Annotated in this window: 18 protein-coding genes and 1 pseudogene; 9 read left to right on the forward strand and 10 right to left on the reverse strand. The window is 69.2% G+C overall.

Features of this window, described 5'->3' with window-relative positions; all coding sequences use genetic code 11:
- Positions 1 to 332: 332 nt before the first annotated feature.
- Both MMG85_RS14800 and MMG85_RS14805 read right to left on the reverse strand, forming a co-directional pair.
- Positions 333 to 701: a DUF1428 domain-containing protein gene (locus MMG85_RS14800; RefSeq protein WP_241046735.1), complete on the reverse strand. Its 369-nt coding sequence runs from the start codon at positions 699 to 701 to the stop codon at positions 333 to 335.
- Between the two features lie 6 nt (positions 702 to 707).
- A pseudogene (locus MMG85_RS14805) lies at positions 708 to 1,070 on the reverse strand (DUF1428 domain-containing protein); the annotation flags it as partial.
- Positions 1,071 to 1,132: 62 nt separating this feature from the next.
- On the opposite strand from MMG85_RS14805, the gene MMG85_RS14810 reads away from it, so the two are divergent.
- On the forward strand, positions 1,133 to 1,942 hold the full coding sequence (locus MMG85_RS14810) for a hypothetical protein (RefSeq protein ID WP_241046718.1): 810 nt from the start codon (positions 1,133 to 1,135) through the stop codon (positions 1,940 to 1,942).
- A 7-nt stretch (positions 1,943 to 1,949) separates the two neighbouring features.
- On the opposite strand, the gene MMG85_RS14815 is transcribed toward MMG85_RS14810, so the two are convergent.
- Positions 1,950 to 3,053, reverse strand: a complete 1,104-nt coding sequence (locus MMG85_RS14815) for a DUF1615 domain-containing protein (RefSeq protein ID WP_241046719.1) — start codon at positions 3,051 to 3,053, stop codon at positions 1,950 to 1,952.
- A 97-nt stretch (positions 3,054 to 3,150) separates the two neighbouring features.
- On the opposite strand from MMG85_RS14815, the gene MMG85_RS14820 reads away from it, so the two are divergent.
- Positions 3,151 to 3,825: a GNAT family N-acetyltransferase gene (locus MMG85_RS14820; protein ID WP_241046720.1), complete on the forward strand. Its 675-nt coding sequence runs from the start codon at positions 3,151 to 3,153 to the stop codon at positions 3,823 to 3,825.
- Between the two features lie 20 nt (positions 3,826 to 3,845).
- On the opposite strand, the gene MMG85_RS14825 is transcribed toward MMG85_RS14820, so the two are convergent.
- Positions 3,846 to 4,892 carry a helix-turn-helix domain-containing protein gene (locus MMG85_RS14825; RefSeq protein ID WP_241046721.1) on the reverse strand — a complete coding sequence of 349 codons (1,047 nt, stop codon included), beginning with the start codon at positions 4,890 to 4,892 and terminating at the stop codon, positions 3,846 to 3,848.
- A 100-nt stretch (positions 4,893 to 4,992) separates the two neighbouring features.
- Between MMG85_RS14825 and MMG85_RS14830 the strand changes: the two genes are divergently transcribed.
- A complete protein-coding gene (locus MMG85_RS14830) occupies positions 4,993 to 5,751 on the forward strand; it encodes a sterol desaturase family protein (RefSeq protein ID WP_241046722.1) in 759 nt (252 codons plus the stop codon).
- Positions 5,752 to 6,047: 296 nt separating this feature from the next.
- Here MMG85_RS14830 and MMG85_RS14835 read toward each other — a convergent pair whose 3' ends face one another.
- The 5 genes from MMG85_RS14835 to MMG85_RS14855 form a co-directional block, all read right to left on the reverse strand.
- Positions 6,048 to 6,185: a hypothetical protein gene (locus tag MMG85_RS14835; protein WP_241046723.1), complete on the reverse strand. Its 138-nt coding sequence runs from the start codon at positions 6,183 to 6,185 to the stop codon at positions 6,048 to 6,050.
- A gap of 37 nt (positions 6,186 to 6,222) precedes the next feature.
- Positions 6,223 to 6,756 (reverse strand): hypothetical protein, encoded by a 534-nt coding sequence (locus MMG85_RS14840; RefSeq protein ID WP_241046724.1) that lies wholly within the window; start codon positions 6,754 to 6,756, stop codon positions 6,223 to 6,225.
- 18 nt (positions 6,757 to 6,774) lie between these two features.
- Positions 6,775 to 7,281 (reverse strand): hypothetical protein, encoded by a 507-nt coding sequence (locus tag MMG85_RS14845; protein WP_241046725.1) that lies wholly within the window; start codon positions 7,279 to 7,281, stop codon positions 6,775 to 6,777.
- Positions 7,282 to 7,294: 13 nt separating this feature from the next.
- Positions 7,295 to 8,377 (reverse strand): hypothetical protein, encoded by a 1,083-nt coding sequence (locus MMG85_RS14850; RefSeq protein WP_241046726.1) that lies wholly within the window; start codon positions 8,375 to 8,377, stop codon positions 7,295 to 7,297.
- A gap of 141 nt (positions 8,378 to 8,518) precedes the next feature.
- Entirely contained in the window at positions 8,519 to 8,932 is a 414-nt protein-coding gene (locus MMG85_RS14855) for a DoxX family protein (protein WP_241046727.1), read from the reverse strand.
- A 112-nt stretch (positions 8,933 to 9,044) separates the two neighbouring features.
- Between MMG85_RS14855 and MMG85_RS14860 the strand changes: the two genes are divergently transcribed.
- From MMG85_RS14860 to MMG85_RS14875, 4 genes are all read left to right on the forward strand, one after another.
- A complete protein-coding gene (locus tag MMG85_RS14860; protein WP_241046728.1) occupies positions 9,045 to 9,941 on the forward strand; it encodes a LysR family transcriptional regulator in 897 nt (298 codons plus the stop codon).
- 424 nt (positions 9,942 to 10,365) lie between these two features.
- Complete coding sequence (locus tag MMG85_RS14865; protein WP_241046729.1) at positions 10,366 to 13,092, forward strand: FG-GAP-like repeat-containing protein; 2,727 nt, start codon at positions 10,366 to 10,368, stop codon at positions 13,090 to 13,092.
- Between the two features lie 313 nt (positions 13,093 to 13,405).
- Positions 13,406 to 14,788 carry a DUF1800 domain-containing protein gene (locus MMG85_RS14870; protein ID WP_241046730.1) on the forward strand — a complete coding sequence of 461 codons (1,383 nt, stop codon included), beginning with the start codon at positions 13,406 to 13,408 and terminating at the stop codon, positions 14,786 to 14,788.
- Between the two features lie 2 nt (positions 14,789 to 14,790).
- The gene (locus MMG85_RS14875; protein ID WP_241046731.1) at positions 14,791 to 15,921 is read left to right on the forward strand and encodes a DUF1501 domain-containing protein; all 1,131 of its coding nucleotides are present in this window, start codon (positions 14,791 to 14,793) and stop codon (positions 15,919 to 15,921) included.
- A gap of 3 nt (positions 15,922 to 15,924) precedes the next feature.
- Here MMG85_RS14875 and MMG85_RS14880 read toward each other — a convergent pair whose 3' ends face one another.
- Entirely contained in the window at positions 15,925 to 19,056 is a 3,132-nt protein-coding gene (locus tag MMG85_RS14880) for a bifunctional diguanylate cyclase/phosphodiesterase (RefSeq protein ID WP_241046732.1), read from the reverse strand.
- Between the two features lie 586 nt (positions 19,057 to 19,642).
- Between MMG85_RS14880 and MMG85_RS14885 the strand changes: the two genes are divergently transcribed.
- Both MMG85_RS14885 and MMG85_RS14890 read left to right on the forward strand, forming a co-directional pair.
- A complete protein-coding gene (locus tag MMG85_RS14885; protein WP_241046733.1) occupies positions 19,643 to 20,032 on the forward strand; it encodes an MAPEG family protein in 390 nt (129 codons plus the stop codon).
- A 117-nt stretch (positions 20,033 to 20,149) separates the two neighbouring features.
- On the forward strand, positions 20,150 to 21,295 hold the full coding sequence (locus MMG85_RS14890) for a hypothetical protein (RefSeq protein WP_241046734.1): 1,146 nt from the start codon (positions 20,150 to 20,152) through the stop codon (positions 21,293 to 21,295).
- Positions 21,296 to 21,506: the final 211 nt, after the last annotated feature.

Genomic DNA, 21,506 nt, shown 5'->3' on the forward strand with positions numbered 1-21,506 from the left:
TGAAGTGAGGCCTCGATCACACGCCGACGTGCGGCGACACAAAGGTAATCGTCGTTATGTACGGAATGCGGCTGTTTCCATACGGTTTTTCAGTCGCGCACAGAGGTGGTGCGCGATGCGCCACGGTTGTGCATGCGTCGTATCGAAAGCGCATACACGCGTGTACAAGCGCGTGCGTGCAGAAGCGCACACCGTTCTCTTGCTTCAAGGTGCGTCGGGCGTGTGGGCGGTGTCCGCGTCGCGCGTTCGCCTGCGCCGATGTCGGGAGCGGCGCACGGACATCGTTCCACCGACACCGGAGGCCGCACTCGCGCGGCCTCCGGCATGAGGGATCAGGCGCGCAGTTCGACCACCGGGGTGAAACCGCCGAACACCATGCGCTGTCCGTCGAACGGCATCGGCGGGTTGTCCTTGTTCGACGGATCCATGCGCGGGTCTTCCATCATCTTCTGCATGCCGGCGTCGCGCGTGGCCTTGTCGGGCCACTCCACCCAGGAGAAGGCCGGGGTTTCGTCGCCCTTCGCCTGCACCGCCTTGCGGAAGTCGGTGACCTTGCCGTCGGGCACGTCGTCGCCCCACGCTTCGATGATGCGCGTGGCGCCATAGCCCATGAAAATCGTGTCGAAGGTGGTGGCGTAGTCGGTGAACGCCGTCTTGCCCGTGGTGGGGGCGGCGATGATGAAGCCGTCCACGTACGACATCGCCGTGGCGGCATCGCCGAGTTCCAGCGTCGGCACGAAGCCCCCGTAGATCAGCCGCTTGCCGTCGAACGGCATGGGATTGTTCTCCGGCGACATGCGCGGGTCGTCCATCATTTTCTTCATGCCGGCGTCGCGCGTGGCCTTGTCCGGCCATTCGATCCACGAGAACACCACCGCCTCGTCGTCCTTGGCCTGCACGGCCTTGCGGAAGTCGGTGACCTTGCCGTCGGGCACGTCGTCGCCCCAGCATTCGACCACGCGCGTCGCGCCCTGTTCGATGAACACGGGATCGCCGTGGTTCGCATGGTCGATGAACTTCTGCTTGTTGGCGGTGGGCACGGCGGCGACGAAACCATCGATATACGGCATGGAAATCCTCCGGGGGATGCGGCGCCGGAATGGCGCCTTCCTGAACGCGACGAGCGGGTGTCGTGGAATTCGACAAGCGGCTGGCCGGTGGCCGCCGACCGGGGCGTTCAACCTGCCACGACCGGGACGAAGGTGGCGTGATGGTGGTTTCTGCAACGGGCGCGGCAGTGCGCGGGCCGGGCCTGTGGGGCATCGGCAGCATGGTGTGGGTCGGGGCGCTGGCGCTGCTGGTGCTGGCCGGTTTCTGGAAGACGTATTTCAGTCGGCTGGCGCTGGCCGAGGCACTGACCCATCTGCATGCCGGCTTGATGCTGGCCTGGATGGCGATGCTGCTGGTGCAGCCCTGGCTGATACGCACGCAGCGGCTGGCGCTGCATCGCCGGGTCGGCCGGCTTTCCTATGGCGTGATGCCCGGCGTGCTGGTGACGGCGCTGTGGCTGTCGCAGGTGCGGATGGCGGCTGCGCCGCCGGAGATGTTCGGCCTGCAGGCGATGCTGCTGTATCTGGGCACGGCGGCATCGCTGATGCTGGCGCTGTTCTGGGGCCTGGCCATCCGTCACCGCCGCGATCCCGCGCTGCACGCACGCTACATGGTGGCGACGGCGCTGGTGATGATCGATCCGGCGATGGCGCGCCTGATGCTGGCGCTGCTGCCCGAAGGCGTCCGCTTCAATCCTTCGTGGGGCGGCTACGCGCTGACGTTCGCGGTGCTGGCGCTGCTGATGTGGTTCGAGCGCGCCGCACCGCGCGGGCGCGGCGTGTTCCGCTTCGTCACGCTGGTGTTCGTGGTCAACTTCGTGCTGATGCACGCGGTGCCGGGCACTCAGTCGTGGCAGGCGTTCGCGCGCGGATGGGGCGGGCTGGGCGGCTGACGGTCGCTCAGCGCTGCAGGCAGTGGCGGTAGCGTTCGTCCACCCGCGTGGCGAACCACGCGGTGGTCAGTTCGCGGGTGATCTTCGGACTTTCCAGCTTGATGCCCGGGATCATCGCGCGCGCCAGCGGCTTGCCTGCGCGCGCTTCGGCCAGCGCGTAGACGCGTGCGTAGAGATCGGTATCGCCGAAGTCCAGCCGGTTGCCGCGTTCCAGCGCGTCGCGGATGGCGCGGTCGTCCATGCGTAGCGCATCGGCCAGCTGGCGCACGGCGCGCTCGGTCTGGCCGGGCTTGTCCAGCGGCGCGCCCGGGGTCAGCAGGTCGCCGTCGAGCGCGAGCGTGGTGCCGGTGGCGATGCCGACCGCGCTCTGGAACGCGGCATTGCGGCTCGCGTACCAGCCGGCGTTGTAGTCGGCGAAACGATGCACCTTGCGCGTGTAAGGCGTCTCGTAGCCCAACAGGTGGGCGATGCCGAAGTACAGGCCGCCGCGGCGGGTGAACACCTCGTCGCGGATGCTGCCTTCGATCGGATACGGATATCCGGCGGCTTTCGATTCGGCGAAGGGAATGCCGACCTGCATCGGCCCGCCGGTCTGCACCGGATTGAAGTCGGTGAACAGCCGCTTGCCCAGCGGCACGCTTCCGATCATGTCCTGATAGATGTCGCTGAGGTCGCGCTCGGTGCGCACCGTGCGCAGCCGCTCGGCATACGTGCGGCCATCGGGCGAACGCAATGCCAGCGCAGCGTCGACGACGAACTTCGGCACGTGCAGGGCGGCGGCGCGGCGGTCGATCTCGCCACGCGCGATCTTCGGCAGGTTGGCGACGGCGGGATTGGCCACGTAGCCCGATTCCTGTTCGGTGACGGCCAGCACCGCGCAGATGTTCTCGGTGTTCGGCGGAATCCGCTGCGCGGCGAACGCGGTTTCGATGTCGGCCGCCCAGCGTTCGCGGTCGGCGACCTTGGCCGGCATCTTGCGGACGATCTCGCTGCGGGTGTCGGCGGGCGGGCGGGTCGGCACGGGCGGCGCGGTCACGCAGCCGGCGAGCAGCAGCATGCCGAGCATCGCGAGGATGCGGCGTGGCACGCGGTGGACGAGAGGCGGTGTCATGCGCGCAGCATACGGAGCGCGCCGTTCCGATGCACGACGGTGCTGTGCGAGCAGACGCCGGTGTGGATAATCGGGACTTCTTCCGGCTACGACCACCATGGATACCGCGCTCGACAACCCGTTCTGGTCGGCACTGGATTCGATCCACCGCGACATCGCGCTGCGGGTGGGCGACGTGGCGCGCTATCCCGCCGACTTCGCGCCGTTCCTCGGTGTGGCCTCGCCCCACGTGTTGCCCGCCGAGGCGCTCGAACGCATGGTCGCCCCGGCCGAGTCGGTGTACCTGCTGGGCGTGGCGCCCGCCGCGCCCGCGGGCTGGATGCTGCAGGCGTTCCGTCCGCTGGCGCAGATGGTGTGCGACACGCCGCTGACGACGGCGGGCGGTCCGGAGATCGTGCCGCTCGGCCCGGCCCAGCGCGACGAGGTGCTGGCGCTGACGGCACTCGTGTACCCGCATTACTTCCGCACGCGTACGGTGGAGCTGGGGCGCTACTTCGGCATCTACGAGGACGGCCGGCTCGCCGCGATGATCGGCGAGCGCCTGGGCAGCGCCGACAGCCGCGAGATGAGCGCGATCTGCACGCATCCGGACTTCAGTGGTCGCGGCTATGCACGACACCTGACGGCGTGGCTGACCAACCAGACGCTGGCGCGCGGCGTGCAGCCGTTCCTGCACGTGAGCCGCGAGAACACGCGTGCGCTGCAGCTGTACGAGCGCCTGGGCTATCGCGTGATGCGCGACATCGGATTCTGGTCGTTGCGGCGCGCGTGAGCGCGTGTGCGCGCTCGCCGTCACCCGGCAGGCGGGGCGCCCGCCTGCTGGAGCATGCGCCGCATGCCGCCGAAGCGCCGCCGGTACTGCGCGGGCGAAAGGCCGACCTTGCGCCGGAACAGGCGGCTGAAGTACGCGGCATCCTCGTAGCCCACGGCCTGGGCGATGGCCTCGACCGAATCGTCGCCGGCTTCAAGATGCTGCTTGGCTTCTTCCAGCCGCAGCGTATGCACGTACTCGAGCGGCGACAGGCCCGTCGCCTGCTGGAACCGGCGAGCGAAGGTGCGCTCGGCCAGTCCGCTGGCCTGCAGCATGCCGGCAACGGGCGCGGGCGTGTCGTAGTGCTGCGCGATCCAGACCTGCGCATGGGTGACCGCGGTGTCCGAGCTGGTGCGCGTACGCGCCAGGCTGGCGTAGGGCTGCTGGCCGGTCTGGTGCCAGTCGATCAGGAACACGCGCGCGGTCTGCATGGCGCACTCGATGCCGGCCACGCGCGCGATCAGGTAGAGGGCGAGGTCCTGCCAACTGGAACCGCCGCCGCCCATCACCAACCGTTGATCGGGCCCGGCGGTGACGACCACGCGCTGCGGATGCACCTTCACGCTGGGATGCCGCTCGGCCATCGCATCGCAGTACGCCCAATGGGTGGTGGCATCGCGACCGTCCAGCAGGCCGGTGTCGGCCAGCAGCAGCGCGCCGGTGCAGGCGGCGGCGATCACCGAGCCGCGGGCATGGCATTCCCGCAGCCACGTGGCTTCCTGGTGGTAGTCGTGCAGGCTGATGTCGCCGGGATACACCGCCAGGTCCGGAATGCAGATGAAGTCGGGCGCGGGCAGGTCGCGCAGGGCGACTTCCGGGGTCACCACGATGCCGTTGACGACGGGCAACGGCGTGGTCTCGCGCGCCGCCACGATCGGACGGAACACCGAAGCGCCCGGCGGCTGCCCGACCATCGCCGGCCAGTCGCGTCCCGCGGAATTGAACAGGTCGTACATGCCGTACAGGACCGAGGCCGCGGCGCCGTGGGTAGCGAGCAGGGCAATGCTGGGGCGTGCGCGGCGCGGCATGACGGAAATGTCAGGTTGGCGGCGGAAATGGCTGCGGTGCAGTGGGCGGGCGGCCCGTATCGTGCCGCCTCCCCCGTAGTAGAACAGAGCCGCCACCGCCATGCCATCGCCCCTGGAACTCCTGCTTCATCCGCTGTCGTTCGTCTTCTTCGGCATGTATGCCGTGCTGATGCTTTGGGAGGCGATCGCCCCCGCCCGCACATTGCCGCGCATCGCGCGCTGGCGCACGCGAGGCCTGCTGGCGGCGGTGTTCTACTTCCTGCTGTCGTCCTACCTGCCGATGCTGTGGACGCAGTACCTGCTGCCCCTGCAACTGTTCGACCTGAGCCACCTGGCGTGGCCGCTGGGCGGGCTGATCGGACTGCTGGTCTACCAGGCGCTCGCGTATGCATGGCACCGGGCGCTGCATGCCAGCGACCTGCTGTGGCGCTTCGGCCACCAGATGCACCACAGCGCAGAGCGGCTGGATACGTTCAGCACCTTCTGGTTCAGTCCGGCCGACACGCTGGGCTGGACGGCGGTCGGCAGCCTTGCCCTGACGCTGGTCGTCGGCCTGAGCGCCGAGGCCACCACCTTCGCCCTGCTGGCGGCGACGCTGCTGGCGATGCTGACCCACACCAACGTGCGCACGCCACGCTGGCTGGGCTGGTTCATCGAGCGTCCCGAAATGCACTCCTGGCACCATGCGCGCGGCGCGCACCGGCACAACTATTCCGAACTGCCGGTATTCGATCTGCTGTTCGGCACCTTCCACAACCCGCCCGGTTTCGCGCCGCAGACGGGCTTCCACGAAGGCGGCTCCGCGCGCGTCATCGAGATGATGATGGGGCGAGACATCGCACGCGATCCGGTGTCGTGAAGCGTGCGCGGGCGGATGAGGGTCGGGCGCTGCTTTCGATGGAGCGCCCGGCATGATCCGGGTCTTCGTCCGTCGGCTGCCTGTACAGCCCGCCCTAGGTCGCCCGCGTCAGGGAAACAGCGAGCCGCCGACCAGCGCCAGCATCACGCCGAGACCCATGAAGGCCAGCCGGTGCAGGAAGGGGAACGGGGCGGTCGAGCGGTGCATGGTGCTATCCAAACCTGAGCGGCGCGAACGCGCCGTGAAGCCCCTGTGTCCTGTGAACGCCGTGACCGCAAAGGACCGGCCAGCTGGCATCAGCCGGGCATCAGGCAGCCGTTAGCATCGCAACCGGCGGCGGCAGGACGAAGTGGCTGCGTCTCTTCCACCGCTGCGATGGCCTGCGCTTCATGCACCAGCGAGGCGATCTGCGCGTCCCGGTGGCGATTGCGCAAGTCGCCAACCGTCCGTCGGCGAAAGTGGCGGGTATCGCTACCACCGCATCATCGGCAACGGCGAGAGCGGGTGCCGGCACAGGCGCCGCAGAGTCAGCGAGGCCAGCCGGCGATGGAAGCCGGCGTCGGGGAAGGTGGCCATCACCTCGCGCACGAATTCGCGGGGCACGCCGAAGCGGAGCATGCCCAGGCTGACGTCGATCCAGTCCGCACGCCGGAACGCTTCCACGCTGGCCGGCATGCCCGCAGGCGTGGCCGTGATCTTGTGGTGGTGGTCGATCATCGCGTCCACTTCCGGCTGCCATGCGGGCCGGCCGATCACCTGCAGGTGCTCCCGCGCCAACTGGCGCGACGGCGGCAGGTAGTCGAAGGTGCCGGCCGTCCAGATGCCCAGGTCGTGGAAGGCCAATGCAATGCCGAGCTTCTGCAGCATCTCCGCATCGCCGGGCGAGAGTCGCCAGAAGAAGTTCGCCACCCGGTACGTATGGTTCCGGTACCCGCTGGCGTCGGCGCCGAGCTTCGGCGCGTAGGTGTCCAGCAGCGCGTCGAGCGTCGGCAGCGACACCAGCATGGCGCTGCGTCCGGTGCTTCAGGTGGCGGGGTGGGGGAGCGGCGGACGGCCACGTCGCAGGGCACGCACCTGCAGCGCCATGCCGGCGACGAACAGCAGGAACGTGCCGCCTACCAGCTTCTGCAGCAGCGGATCCTGCGGGCCCGATACCAGTGGCGCACCGATCGGCACGCGCGTCAGCGTTTCGGTGAAACCGGGGATGAAGTGGAAGTACACCGTCAGCGTGAACGCCAGCGAGGCCGCAACATGCCGCCAGGAGCCGAGCACCGCATTACGTCCCAGCAATATCGCCACCGCAAGCACGACCAGTGTCAGCACGGTCAGCCCGTGCGCTTCGCTGAGCTTGCCGGTGCGCATCAGGAAGAAGCTGGTCAGGCAGGTGGCCACGGTGAACCAGGTGTAGGTTTTGCCCAGCGGTGTGGCGTAGCGGATGTCGTGGTAGCGCAGCAGCGCATACAGGCCACCGAACAACGAGACGAGGCTGATGGCGGTGTGGAACCAGCCGAACGGGGTGATGTTGAGCATGGGGATGCCTCGGTCAGGGAGAGGGGAGGGGCAGGTCGAAAGCGACGAGAGTCCAGCGCGTGACGTCTTCTTCCCACTCGTCGCCGACGGCAGGCGTGAGGGGAAGGGCGAGGTTGGCGACGATCATGCGGCGTCCCTGCACCACGGTCGCGGCGGGAAACAGCAGTCCGCGCGGCATGCCGTCATCGGCCACGCCGAGGAAATCGCTGGCGCGATGGCGCACGCGGCCCCGCTCGTCCAGCGCAACGACGGTGTCGATCTGGTTCGCCGATACCCACAGCAGTCCGTCATGGAACAGCAGGCCGTCGGCGCCATACACGCCCTCCGCGAGCACGTCGATCCCGCCCGCCGGCATGCGCCAGCGCAGTACCCGGCCATCACCGGCGTTGTTGATGTAGAGGATCGATTCGTCCGCGTTGAATGCCAGTCCGTTCGCACCGAAGGGCAGTGCACCGGTGGTCGCGAGCAGCGGGTCGCGTGCGAACCGCTCGACGCGGCACGGTTTGCACGTCGTCGCGTTGGCGATGCGGAAGATCGCGCCCTGGAACGAGTCCGACACGTACAGCGTCCCGGCACGGTCGAAGACCAGTCCGTTGATCGCGGGAAAGCCGGCCGATCCGAACTGGAGACTGTCGTGGCTGCCGTCCGGATTGTCGATGCGGCGCGCCGGCGGTGCGGGTGGCGTCAACGCGGTGAAGGTGGCGAGGTCCTCGATCGGCGTGTCGGCCGTGAACCGCGCATCGAGGCGCTGCAGTTTCGATGCGCCGAAGTTCAGCACGTACAGCTTGCCGTCGCGGAAGGCGATGCCAGTGAGGGGTGTCGCGCCGAAATCGCGTTGCGCCAGCAGCCGGCCTTCGGCATCGAAGCGCAGCAACTGGTTCTTGCGCACCGTGGCCGGCTCGCGTGCGTCGAACGTGGCGGCATAGACCTCGCCGCTCGCCGGATCGGTCGCCAGGCTTTCCGGGTGGCGCACATCGACAGGCAGCAGCGCGAAGAGCGTCGTCGGCAGCCGTGCCATGTCCGTTGCCGCCGCCGGTGCGGTCGCGCAGGCGAGCAGGCCTGCGATGCACAGGGTGGGGACGAGGCGACCGGGCATGCGGCACTCCAGCGGCGGGACAGCCTGCACGCTGGCACACCCACGGCGACGCAGCTTGTACCCGCGTGCGGGCCACGCCGCGCCCGGACACGAAGACGCCGGCGCGAGGCCGGCGTCCGTGGTGCAGCAGGACGAGCGCGATCAGCGGTTGTCGACGCTCCAGCCGCCGGCGCCGCGTGCGGCCAGCAGGATGAAGCCGCCGGCGATCGCGATGTTCTTCAGGAACATGATCTGCTGGACCTGATCGCCCAGGTTGCTGTGGAACAGCACCGCGCTGGCAATCGAGAACGCGGCCAGCAGGCTGGCGACGATGCGGGTGCGGTAACCGGCGACGATGGCCAGGCCGCCAAGGACTTCCAGCGCGATGACCAGCGGCAACAGCGCGCCGGGGACGCCGACGGAGGCCATGTAACCGGCGGTGCCGGCGTAGGCGGCCAGCTTGCCGAGGCCGGAGATGACGAACAGCGAGGCGAGCAGCGTGCGGCCGGCCAGATCGGCGGCGCCACGCAGGGCGGGAAGGCGGGTGGTGGACGGGACGGCGGTGACAGTGGACATGGTGGACTCCTGGGAATGGGTGGGTGCAGCGGGTACGGGGCGCAGGTTAGGCCGTCGCCATGCATCCCGGAAGCCTATATATTTCGATGAAATCCATCGTTTGGAGCGATACATGCTTGACGCCGTCACCCTCGACCAGCTGCGCACCTTCATCGCGGCGGCCGAGCAGGGCAGCTTCTCCGCGGCCGGGCGCAAGCTGCGGCGCGCGCAATCGGTGGTCAGCCAGACCCTGGCCAACCTGGAGCTGCAACTGGGCGTACGCCTGTTCGACCGCAGCGCCCGCTATCCGCAGCTCACCGACGCCGGCCGCGCCCTGCTGGTGGAAGCGCGCGCGGTGGCCGAGCACATGGACACCTTCAAGGCGCGCGCCCGCAGCGTGGCCGAAGGGCTTGAACCGGAACTCTCGGTGGCGGTGGACGTGATGTTCCCGATGCAGGCATTGACCCGCGCCGCCGCGCACAGCGGCACAGCGTTCCCGCACACGCCGCTGCGTTTGTACGTGGAAGTGCTGGGCGGCGTGATCCAGCCGGTGCTCGACGGCACCTGCCGGATCGGCGTGGTGGGCTCGCTGCCGGAGCTGCCGGACGAACTGGCGGTGGAGCCGCTGCCGCCGGTGCCGTTCGTCACCGTGGTCGCTCCCTCGCACGCCATGGCGCGCGTACGCGGTGCGGTGCCGACCAGGACGCTGGTCAAGCATGTGCAACTGGTACTCACCGACCGCACGCCGTTGACGACTGGGCGCGACTTCGCGGTGCAGTCGCCGCTGACGTGGCGGCTCGCGGACCTCGGCGCGAAGCACGCGTTCCTGCGCGCCGGCCTCGGCTGGGGCCACATGCCGATGCACATCGTCGAAGAAGACCTCGCGGCCGGTCGACTCGCCCGCGTGCACCTCGCAAACGCCGACCCGCGCTACGCACAGATGCCGATGCGCGCGGTATGGCGCAAGGAGGCGCCGCCGGGTCCGGCGGGGCGTGCGTTCATTGCGCAATTGCACGAGGCGCACGAGTAACGATGCGAAGCGCGTCCAGCGCGCTGCAGTGGTGGCTTAGTCGATCTCCATCGGTCGACCGCGGCAGTAGCCCGTGCATTTCGGCGCTTCCCATCTATCGAATTGCGTAACGGCGCCGGAGGGATCGCCAGTGGCCTGCGCCATGTGCTGTCGAAGCGCGGTGAATACGACTGCCCGGCGTTAACGGCACTGATCGCTGGCGCTGGCAGGTTGCGATTACGTTGCTGTCACAAAGAGTCATGTTGCCAATGCACGGACGCGACGTTGCCAAGGCGGAACGGACGTCGCGTTGTTGCAGACGACAGAGCGGGGCCCGGACGCGTCGACGTCATAAAAAGGCGCTAAACGCCTTCTGCGAGGGCAACCGGCCAGCCTTGTCGATGCAGGGAGCTCCTGCCTATAGTGCAGTTCTCGGGGAGGGCGTATGGATATGCAGGGAAGCTGGGCGGCTGTCTCGGATGGCCGGAACGAGAAGAGCACGGTGCGTGGACGCCGGATGTTGAGGGGCCTGCTGCTGGCGATGCTGTTGCCGGTGCTGTCGCAGGCGTCATCGTCAACCTCGCCCGCACTGGTAAGTGTCGCCGGAGGCGGTAGTCAGTTGGGCGATGGCGGCCCTGCAACGCAGGCGGCGTTCGGCCAACCCGTCGACGTTGCGATCGATGGGCAAGGCAATACCTACGTCGCCGACGTCGGGCATGCCCGCGTCAGGAAGATCTCCGGCAATGGAACCATCACCACCGTGGCGGGCAACGGCTCGACGGTATACAGCGGCGATGGTGGGGCTGCGACTGCGGCAGGCATGCAGCCGGCTGCCATCGCAATGGATGCCGCTGGAAACCTCTACATCGCCGACCATGCTGGTTCGCGGATACGCAAGGTCACCCAGAACGGCATCATTTCCACGATCGCAGGCACCGGTACGCGTGGCTACAGCGGCGATGGCGGGCCGGCCACGGCTGCACGGCTCTATGACCCTGCGGATGTGGAAGTCGATGCCGCAGGCAACGTCTACATCGCAGACTTTGGCAACCATCGCATTCGCCGGATCACGCCGGGCGGCACGATCACCACGATAGCCGGCACGGGAGCAAATGGGTATGGCGGCATGGGTGGACCTGCCACGCAGGCCGACCTCGGCAATCCAGTGGGCCTTGCCGTCTCGTCGCGGGGCGACATCTACGTGGTGCATGACTTCCTGGTCAGCCGGATAGACCGCGACGGCACCATCATGACGGTTGCGGGCAATGGAATGTTCAGCGGCGATCCGGCCGCTACCAGCAGGATGGACAACGTCCGTGACGTCGCGATCGACGGAAGGGACAATGTCTATATCTCGACGAGCCATACCATCCAGATGGTCACGCCGGAGGGCGGTATGCACCATGTGGCAGGCACGCAGGACACGCGTGACGGCCGGCGGAACACGACCTACGGCTTTGGTGGCGATGGCGGTCCCGCGACCCAGGCGTTGCTCTACGGTCCGTCGGGCATCGCGCTGGATGCCACGGGCAGCCTGCTGATCGCCGACAGGTACAACGCGCGTGTCCGTCGCCTCGATCCGGTTCCGCACCCTCAGCCGCCGCCCGGTATCGGTGCCTTCTTCGGCCAGATCAACCGCTACGCCAATTCCTACAAGGACATGGTGACCGGCGACTTCAATGCCGATGGTCGTGACGATGTCGCGTTCTCCACGGCGAAGAACGCCTCGAACGAGCAGAGCGGCAACATCCCGAGCCGGGTAGGGATCATGCTGCAGACCGCTGAGGGGAAGTTGTCGGCACCCGCATACGTCGACTTTCCGGCCGTCGTCCGGCCTCCCTCCATCGAGGATTTTCATGGAGGCGGCCTGGCGGTCACCGATATCGACGGCGACCGCATTGCGGACATCCTGATCGCGCAGGGGAACGGCATTGGTCTGATCAGGGGATCACGGGCGGGACCGTTCCAACTCGTGTCGTTCAGTGGCCATCACGGCGCGCCGGCGGACCGGCTGCTGGTGATGGACGTCAATCGCGATGGCAGCAAGGATGTGGTCGCGCGCAGCCTGGAGGCGCCCGGCAGCACGCAAGCAGGCCTGAGTGTTTACCTGGGCAGTGGGCCGCACGCGTTCCGTCGGGACTTCATCGCGCTGCCGTTCCTTCCGTTCGGCAGCATGGCGGCCGGTGATTTCAGCGGGGACGGGTTGCCTGACCTCGTGCTGGGCTACACCGTTACCGGCGCGGATGATGGCGGCGCCGCACTGCTCCTGCACGACGGCCAGTCCGGCTTCCTGTCTGCCGCCCTTTATCCCGCGTCCGGCAACGGAAAAGCGAATCTGGCAGTGGGAGACCTGGATGGCGATGGCATGCTCGACATCGCGGTCACGCGCAATCGCACGAGGACGAATGCAGACGTACATATCCTCTACCAGCGGTTTGCCGGGCAGTTCCAGAGGATCGCGCTGGCGACCGCTCCCGAGCCGGACAACCTGCTGATTGCGGACGTCGATCGTGACGGCCGACAGGATCTGATCGTCCTCCACGTGAACAATGCTTCATTCGGTTATTTCCAGCAGAGTCCGTCGCGCGGCCTGACCACCGAGGCACGCTATGCCGGAGGTGGCAGCTACAACTACGCGTTCAATCCCGTTGCGATCGGCGACGTCAATGGCGATGGCCATCTCGACTTGGTGCTTCGCGAAGGCAACAGCGGCGTCTATGTGCGCACCGGTACCGGGCGCAAGGTTGGATTCCGCGTCAACGGCGGTCAACCCATGGTGCCCTCCGGCAACGGCGGCAACATGCCGCTCATCCCGCCGGTATCGGGTGCTTCAGCGTCAGTGGCACTTCCGAAACTCCCTGTAGTCGATACACCCACGCCCCTCGTCAACCATCGCGCGGGTGCATTAGCGGGGGACGCGCGTGCGCTACGGAGATGGGCGCCACAGATGGCTATCCGGCGCGCCCGACAGGCCATCCATGCATGGATGGCGGGCTTAGTCGCATTCGGCGAGGGCTTGTTTGATGGATCGCGCGCGGAAGAGCGCACGTCATCGCAATACCAGAACATTCCTTCGCCGTCGCCGACGCTGGTCCCGATGAAGCCTGTGCCGGCAACCTTCGCGCGCCCCTTGCGCGCCGGCCGCTCCGCGGTCTGCGACCATCTGCGCTGATGAAGGATGGCGCGCGCGGCAGTCGAAGGCGCCAAGCCGGCCTGTGCAACATCGTGTAGCGTCGCTGGCGGGTGACGGTTCCTCAGCATCGACGATATGGACGCGCGCTACGCACAGATGCCGATGCGCGCGGTGTGGCGCAAGGAGGCGCCGCCGGGTCCGGCGGGGCGCGCGTTCATTGCGCAACTGCACCGCGGGTAGCGCCGCGCATTCAGTCGGGTGAAACCGCGTCGACATCGCTGACCGTGAGGTCGCGCGTGTCAACGCCGGCGCGGATGGGGCGTTGAACCCTTGTCGTCCCTCGGAGCCCGCGATGATCCGCCGCGAAACCCTCAGCACCGCCCACCGCTTCGGCCTGGGCGCGCGACCCGGCACGCTGGACCGCATCGGCGATCCGCGGCGCTGGCTGCATGCCCAGCTCGATGCGCCCGCAGTCGTGCCGCCACCGGCCTTGCCGGGCAGTGCGTATTATCTTCGGCAGGAATACGACTACCTGCGTGCGCGGCGCGAAGCACGCAGCAATGACGGCGATGCCGCGATGGGATTCCGCGAGCGCTTCGGCCGATCGCAATGGGCGGAACTGGGTTGGCGGTACCGGCAGGCGGTCGCCACCGAGCAGGATTTCGTCGAACGGCTGGTGCGGTTCTGGTCGAACCACTTCGCCGTCTCCGCCGACAAGCGGACGGCGGCGCTGTATGCCGCACCCATGGAACGCGAAGCGATACGCCCGCACGTGGCGGGCCACTTCGCCGACCTGCTGATCGCGGTGGAACAGCATCCCGCCATGCTGCGCTACCTGGACAACGTCCGCTCGGTGGGCGAGCAGTCGCGCCTGGCGCAGCGCCAGCGTCGCAACAGCGAAGACGACGACATGCCGCGCTCGGGCCTCAACGAGAACCTGGCGCGCGAGATCCTTGAGCTGCACACGCTCGGTGTCGACGGCGGCTACACGCAGGACGACGTGCGCGAACTCGCGCGTGCGATCACCGGCTGGAGCGTGCCGTTGCCGCGCGATCTCGACGCGGGCGCCACCACGGCGTTCCGGTTCCGCGCAAACGCGCACGAGGCCGGCGCACGCCGGGTGCTCGGGCAGCGCTATGCGGCAGCGGGCGAAGCTCAGGGCCGGACCATCCTGCGTGACCTGGCGCTGCACCCTGCCACCGCGCGCCACGTCTGCGGCAAGTTGGCGCGGCATTTCGTCAGCGACGCACCGCCGCGCACGCTGGTGGATCGCATGGCCGACGCGTGGATGCGCAGCGGCGGCGCGTTGCGTCCCGTATACGCGGCGATGATCGACAGTCCCGACGCCTGGGCGGCCGACGCGCGCAAGCTGAAGACGCCGGACGATTTCGTCGTGTCGGCGCTGCGCGCCACCGGCACGCTACCGGGCGACCCACCGCGCGCGCTGATCGGCTTGCTGGGCAGGTTGGGGCAGCCGCCGTTCACGCCGCGCTCGCCGGCCGGCTTTGCCGACGAGGCGGCGGAGTGGAGTGGCGCCGACGCGGTGTGGAAGCGCATCCAGGCAGCGCAGGCGCTGGCCGACACCGTTGCAGATCCGGATCCGCTGCGCATCGCCGACGGCCTGTTCGGCCCGCACCTGGATGCGGACACCGCACAGGCGCTGCGCCGTGCCGAGTCACCGCGGGAAGGGCTGGCACTGCTGTTCGCCAGTCCCGCCTTCCAGTGGAGGAGTTGACCATGAAACTGACCCGACGCCATTTCCTCGCGGCCGGGGCTGCCGCGACCACGCTCAGCCTGTCGCCGCGACTGGCGCGCGCCGCCGATGCGCAGGACACACGCTTGCTTGTCGTGCTGCTGCGCGGCGGTCTGGACGGGATGCATGCCGTCATCCCGGTCGGCGATCCGCACCTGGCGAGCGTGCGCGGCGCGCTGATGGTGAAGGAGGCTCGCCGGCTCGATGCCGACTTCGCCCTGCATCCGGCGCTGGCGTTCTGCCATGAACTGCACGCACGCCGCGAATGGTTGCCGGTCGTCGCCGTGGCGCCGCCGTATCGCCAGCGCTCGCACTTCGAGGCGCAGGACAACCTGGAGAACGGCACCGCGGCCGGCGGTGCGTCCAGCGGCTGGCTCAACCGCTGCGTGGCCGCGCTGCCGGCGTCGCGCGCCCTGTCGGTCAGCGCGGTGATGCCGCTGATCCTGCGCGGCCCCGCCGAGGCGACCACGTGGTCGCCGCCGCTGCCCGAGGACGTCAACCCGATCCTGCTGCAGCGCCTGCGGACGCTGTATGCCGCCGATGCGCAGCTGGCGCATCCGTTCCAGCAGGCCGTGGCCGCGCAGGGCATGCAGGGCGGCGGCAATGTCGCGCGGCTGCCGCAGGCGATGGCGGCCGCGGCGCGGTTCATGGCGCCGGCCGACGGTCCGCGCATCGGCTTCGTCGAGAACAGCGGCTGGGATACGCATGCCCAGCAGGGTCCGGTGCTGGCGCGCAAGCTGGCCGAACTGGACCAGGGCCTGCGCCAGTTCCACGAGGGCATCGGCACGCAGTGGTCGCGCACGGTGGTGATGGTGGTGACCGAATTCGGCCGCACGGCCGCCGTCAATGGCTCCGGCGGTACCGATCACGGCATCGGGACGCTGGCGATGCTGGCCGGCGGTGCCGTCGCCGGCGGTCGCGTTGCCGGCGACTGGCCGGGCCTGTCGCCGTCGCAGCTCAACGAGGGCCGCGACCTGCGTGCGACGACGGACCTGCGCAGCGTCTTCAAGGGCGTGCTGGGTGACCACCTGGGCATCGCCCGCGCGGTGCTGGATGCACGGGTGTTCCCCGACAGCGGCAGTGCGACCGCGATGGCGGGCCTGCTGCGCGGCTGAGCGTCAGGTCGCCGCCTGGCGCAGTTCGCCGCGGGCCAGCGAGGTGGCTTCGTCGACTTCCATCGGACGGCCGAAGAAATAGCCCTGCATCTCGTCGCAGCCCATCTGCTGCAGCGCGCGCATCTGTTCGGCCGTCTCCACCCCCTCGGCGATGGTGCGCAGGCCCATCTCGTGCGCCAGCACGAGGATGGTGCGCGCGATCGCGCGGTCGGTGCTCTCGGCGGCGATGCCGTCGACGAAGCTGCGGTCGATCTTGATGATGTCCAGCGGCAGGCGCTGCAGGTAGGACATGCTGGAGTAGCCGGTGCCGAAATCGTCCAGCGCCAGCCGCACGCCCAGGCCGTGCAGCGTCTGCAGCATCTGCTGCGCGGCGCCCATGTCTTCCACCAGCACGCTTTCGGTGAGTTCCAGGGTCAGGGCGTCGGCCGGCAGTTCGTGGCGCCGCAGGCACTCGGCGATCCACGGCGCCAGCGTGGGTTGGCCCAGCTGGCTGGGCGACAGGTTGACCGCCATGCCCAGCGTCCGCAGGCCCATGCCGCGCCAGTGCGCCAGCTGCTGGCAGGCCTGTTCCAGCACGAAGTGGCCGATGTCCTCCATCAGCCCCGCGCTTTCCGCCAGCGGAATGAAGACCGACGGCGGCACCTCCCCCCAGGCCGGATGCCGCCAGCGCGCGAGGGCCTCGAACCCGGTGAGCAGCGAGGTATCGCCGGCCACCACCGGCTGGTAGACGAGCCGCAACTGGCCGCGCGCCACCGCCTCGCGCAGCGCGGTGACGCGGCTCAGGCGGTCGTTGGCTTCCTGCTGGGCGCTGGCCGATGGGAGCCGCACCTGGTTGCGGCCGGCACGCTTGGCCAGGTGGCGGGCGTCGTCGGCGCTGCGCAGCAGCGTCTGCAGGTCGGCGCCGTGTTCGGGCGCGTGCGCCAGCCCGATGCTGGCGGTGACGGTGAACGACGGATGCGTGGAGTACAGCGCGATGGGCTGGCCCACGGCGCGGCGGATGTCTTCGGCCAGCCGCGTGAGCTGGTCGATGTCGACGTCGGGGAAGTGGGCGAGGAAGCCCTCGCCGCCGTAACGGTAGACGCTGCCCTGGCCATCGCAGGCCGCCAGGATGCGCTGGCCCATGCGCCGCAGCACTTCGTCGCCGCCGTCGTGGCCGAACGAATCGTTGACCATGCCGAAGCCGTCCAGGTCGACAATGGCCAGGCTGTGGCCGTACGCCGAGGGCAGGGCGATCCGCTCGTTGATCTGGTTGGCCTGCGCCGAGAAGCGGGGCAGGCCGGTGGCGCTGTCCAGCGCGGCCGCGTCGTTGAGGCGGCGCTGCGCGTCGAGACGGCGCTCGGTTTCCAGCAGCAGCGAGCGCGCGGTTTCGGCCGCTTCCGACGAACGCCGGCGCGAGATGTCGAGCAGGAACAGCACGAACGCGATCAGCAGGCCGCTGCTGAGGCCGCCGACGATCAGCGCCCGCGGCAGCGTGAACGAGGTCAGCGCGGGTGGCGCCCACAGTTCGAGCTGCACCTCGTGGCCGGGCAGGACGACGCGCTCGATCGACAGCGGTGCGCCCCGCGGCTGGCCCTGCTCCAGCGTCGGCATGCCGGCGGCCGTCGCCCGCACCGGTCGGTCTGACAGCACCGCCTTGCTCAGCGTCCTGACGAAGTCGTCCAGCGCGATGAACGCCTGCGTCCGCCGCCCGGGCGTGTCGACGGTCAGCCACCAACCGCCGTCGACCGCCTGCAGGTGGCCGGCATCGGCGACCGGCACCGGCGGCGAGGGCGCCACCGGCGCCTCGAAACCGGGCAGCACCCAGCGGAACTCGCTGCCGTCGCCCACGCTGCGCACCACCCGGAACGCGGCGAACGCCTGCACCATGTCGGCGACGTAGTGGTCGAACAGGGTCTGCGCGGCGGCGGGCTGGGCGGCGGCCAGCGAGACCGACAGCTGGCGCAGGGCGCCGCGGCGCAGTTCGATGCCGCGCATGAAGGTCGGTGTCGAGGTCGCGGCCTGCGTCTTCATGATGTTGCGCGCCATCGCATCGCGGTCGGCGGTGGCGGCGCTCCAGTACAGGCCGCCCAGCACCAGCGCCGCCGCCATCGGCAGCACGCCGAACAGGCGCTCGCGCAGCGAGTTCTCGCCGGCGACGGCCAGCGCCAGCCCCAGCGCCACCAGTTGCGCCGACGCCGTCAGCGAGACCTGGTAGATCGACAGGCCTTCGCGGTGGTACGGCAACTGGATCAGCAGGCCCAGCGCCGCCATGCCGGCGACAGACGCCATTGCGATGCCGAGGCCGCGGGTGATGCCCCAGCGCAGGTTCTCCCAGCGCTGCAGCGATTGCGGCAGCGCGGCCACCGCCAGCCAGGCGGTCAGCACGCCATAGTCGGTATAGCCGCCGATCAGCGGCGTGGTCGCGCGCGGCAGCCAGCCCAGCCGGTGCAGCAGCGCGTTGGCCGGCGTGGTGATGTCGCCCAGGGTCTGCAGCAGCGTGAGCAGCACGGGCACGGTGACCACGGACAGGATGATCCAGGCCGCACGTTCCTCGCCCCGATGGCGCAGCAGCAGGGCCAGCGCCACCAGCGCCACGCACAGCGTGGAGATCGGGCGCATCGGCGGGAAGTCCACGCCCATCTTGCCGACCAGGCTGCCCGGGACATGCCAGCCGACCAGGGCGATCACCGCGAACGCCAGCACGAAGGCCACCAGTTCCGTACTGGTCTCCAGCGAGCGGCCGGCACGCAGCGACGGCGTGTACACCAGCAGGAACATCGCCAGCGCCGACAGCGACAGCGACCAGCTGATCTCCGCCGCCGCACCGCCGGCCTGCAGGGCGCCCAGCACCGGCTGTATCGCCAGCAGCAGCAGCGCGGCGGCGAAGACGCGCATCACGAACTCGGGCCAGAAGCCACGGCAGACCCGCATCCAGGCGATGATCGTGGCGGCCGTCAGCACCAGGCAGGTGCCCAGCGCGTGGAACTGCCACAGGTGGATCAGCAGCAGCGCGGTCAGCAGCCCGGCCACCGCCAGCCGCACCGGCCGCTGCGTGCTGCGCCAGGTGGCGATGGCCACCAGCACGCCCACCACCGGCACGCTGTCGTCGAGGACATGGCCGTCGCCGGCGTCCACCAGGATGAACGCGGCGGCCAACAGCCACGCGAACGCAGCCGCAAAGCGCTGCGCCCACTGGACGGGACGCCGAAGGTCCTGGTGTATTGCCAATGCATTCCCCTGCGGGGCCGACGCCCCGTGGCACTGTGATACCCAAATCACCGGCAAGCCGCAAGCACGGTCGTGTTGTTCCTCGAATGCAGCCGGCATGTCGCAGGCAAGGATGTCCTGGCGTGAGCCGCCACCGATGGCGCACGGACGAAATGCGTGTAGTGCGCGCGCCATCGGTGGCGTTCCCGTGCACCGACAGCGTGTCGCCCCGCGGGTTCGGTGCACCGGCATTGGCGTGTGCCGCTTGCGGAGATGCACGGCGCAGGGCTGTGACCGGCGTCGCTCTTTACGTGCGCCCGCGGATCGCGCGCGCCACCCCTCCGCCTGCCTGAACACGTACGCCCCGGTCCTGATGCGTCGCGCGCGGCATGGGCGACAGACGACGCTGGATATGTCGGCCAGCCCCGTGCCGACGCCGTGCGCGCTTGCCTGGTCCCGTCCGGGGAACTGGCAGGGGCCGCAGCCGCATGGACGTCCGCGCTAGAGTGGGGCACCACCACCGGGGAGTGCCGTCATGCCGATCGAACTGAAGATGCTCGCCTGGTCCGTCGCGCTGGGGCTGGTCCACGTGCTGCTGGGCGCGGCGCTGATCACCCGGCAGCGCGGGCTGGGCTGGAATGTCGGCGCACGCGACGCGACGTTGCCGCCGCCGACCGGTGTGGCCGCGCGGGTCGACCGCGCGCTGCGCAACTTCCTGGAGACGTTTCCGTTCTTCGCCGCCGCCGCGCTCGCGGTGGTGGTGCTGGAGCGGGGCGATGCCACCACGGCGCTGGGTGCGCAGTGCTATTTCTGGGCGCGGCTGGCCTATGTGCCGGTGTATGCCGCCGGCATTCCCTACCTGCGCACGCTGATCTGGGGCGTGTCGCTGTGGGGCCTGCTGCAGCTGCTGTGGGCGCTGTTGTAAGCGGTGCGCGCGGCGGATTCATCGCACGGTGGGTCCGCGCGCCGGGTTTGACCCTAGACTAGCCGCTCCCCTTCATGCCCGGCCTTCGCGGCCTGGCGTCGTGACGTGATCGACCGGATGTTGTCCCGCCCTCCTTTTCTTGCCCGTGCTGCGTTGCTGACCGTCGTGCTGTTGGCCGCCTGTCGTCCGCCGGACCAGGACGCTGCACCCGATGCCATGGCCGAAGCCCCGACCGCCGCGGCGCCGGCGCAGGACACCCCGGCGCAGCAGGCGGAACGCGGCGATGGTGCGGTCTCGTCCGGTCCGCCGGCCGCGCCGGCCAAGGCACCGGCGGAAGGGTTGCCGACCGACTGGCCGACCGCGACGGTGGCGTCCGGCGAGGCCCGGGTCAGCTGCCAGGCCGAATACAACACCGACAGCGGCGATGGCGCCCCGCTGCAGTCGCTCGCCTTCTTCAGCGTGGTCGACGCGTTGTCGCCGTGCCAGAAGGGCGGCGTGCTGCGGCTGCGCTATCAGGGCAAGATCGCCGCCGATTTCACCGATCTGGTCGCGCGGGTGGCCGACATCGCCGGCCGCATGGGCATCCACAAGCGCATCCTCGACCTCGATTCGGCCGGCGGACAGGTCGAGGACGCGATCAAGGCCGGCGACGTCATCGGCGCGGATGGCTGGACCATCTGGGTACGCGAGGGTTCGATCTGCCACAGCGCCTGCGTTTTCGTGCTGGGGGCGGGCGACAACCGCCTGATCTCCGGCAAGGTGGGCGTGCACCGCATCATCCGCATGAGCTCCACCGCCACCACGCGCGCCGAGCTCAACGACGAACTGCGCGGTGTCTACGGGCGCGTCAAGGACTACCTGGAGCGCAACGGCGTGGCGGTCGCGATCGCCGACCTGATGATGACGGTGCCCAACCGCCGCCTGCGCCTGCTGAGCAAGGACGAACTGCAGGAATACGGCCTGGACGGCACCAACGCCGCGCAGGACGACCTGGACCGGCTGCGGCTGATGCGTCGCTGCGGCGAGGACTTCGTGCTGCGTCGCGATGCCTTCATGCGCAGCTTCGATGGCGAGTGCAAGACCGCCGGCGCGGGGCTGGACGAGATGCAGGCCTGCGGACTGGCGCTGCGCACGCGGTTCGGCTTCCCGGATGCCGAATGCCCGACCGACAGCCCGCTGTCCGAGTTCGACCGCATGGCCGACAGTGACGAGGCGCCGGTGTTGCCTGAATTGCCTGCGGAGGCGTCGGGGACGTCGCCGTAGGGGACGAGGGGAGGCCAGCGCTGCGATTGCGTGGTCGTCGGCAGACGCAAAGGCAACAGCGCCCCTCATCCGCCTTCGGCACCTTTATCTCTTGGCGATCTGCCAGATTAGATGCCGAGAGCCGGCGTGGTCGAGCGTCACACCTTGGGTGCTACGACCGCGGGAGAGCAAGCTCGCCACGCCGGAATCTCCCTGCACACGCCCGAACAGT

The sequence above is a fragment of the Pseudoxanthomonas sp. LH2527 genome (assembly GCF_022539275.1).
GTDB lineage: Bacteria > Pseudomonadota > Gammaproteobacteria > Xanthomonadales > Xanthomonadaceae > Pseudoxanthomonas_A.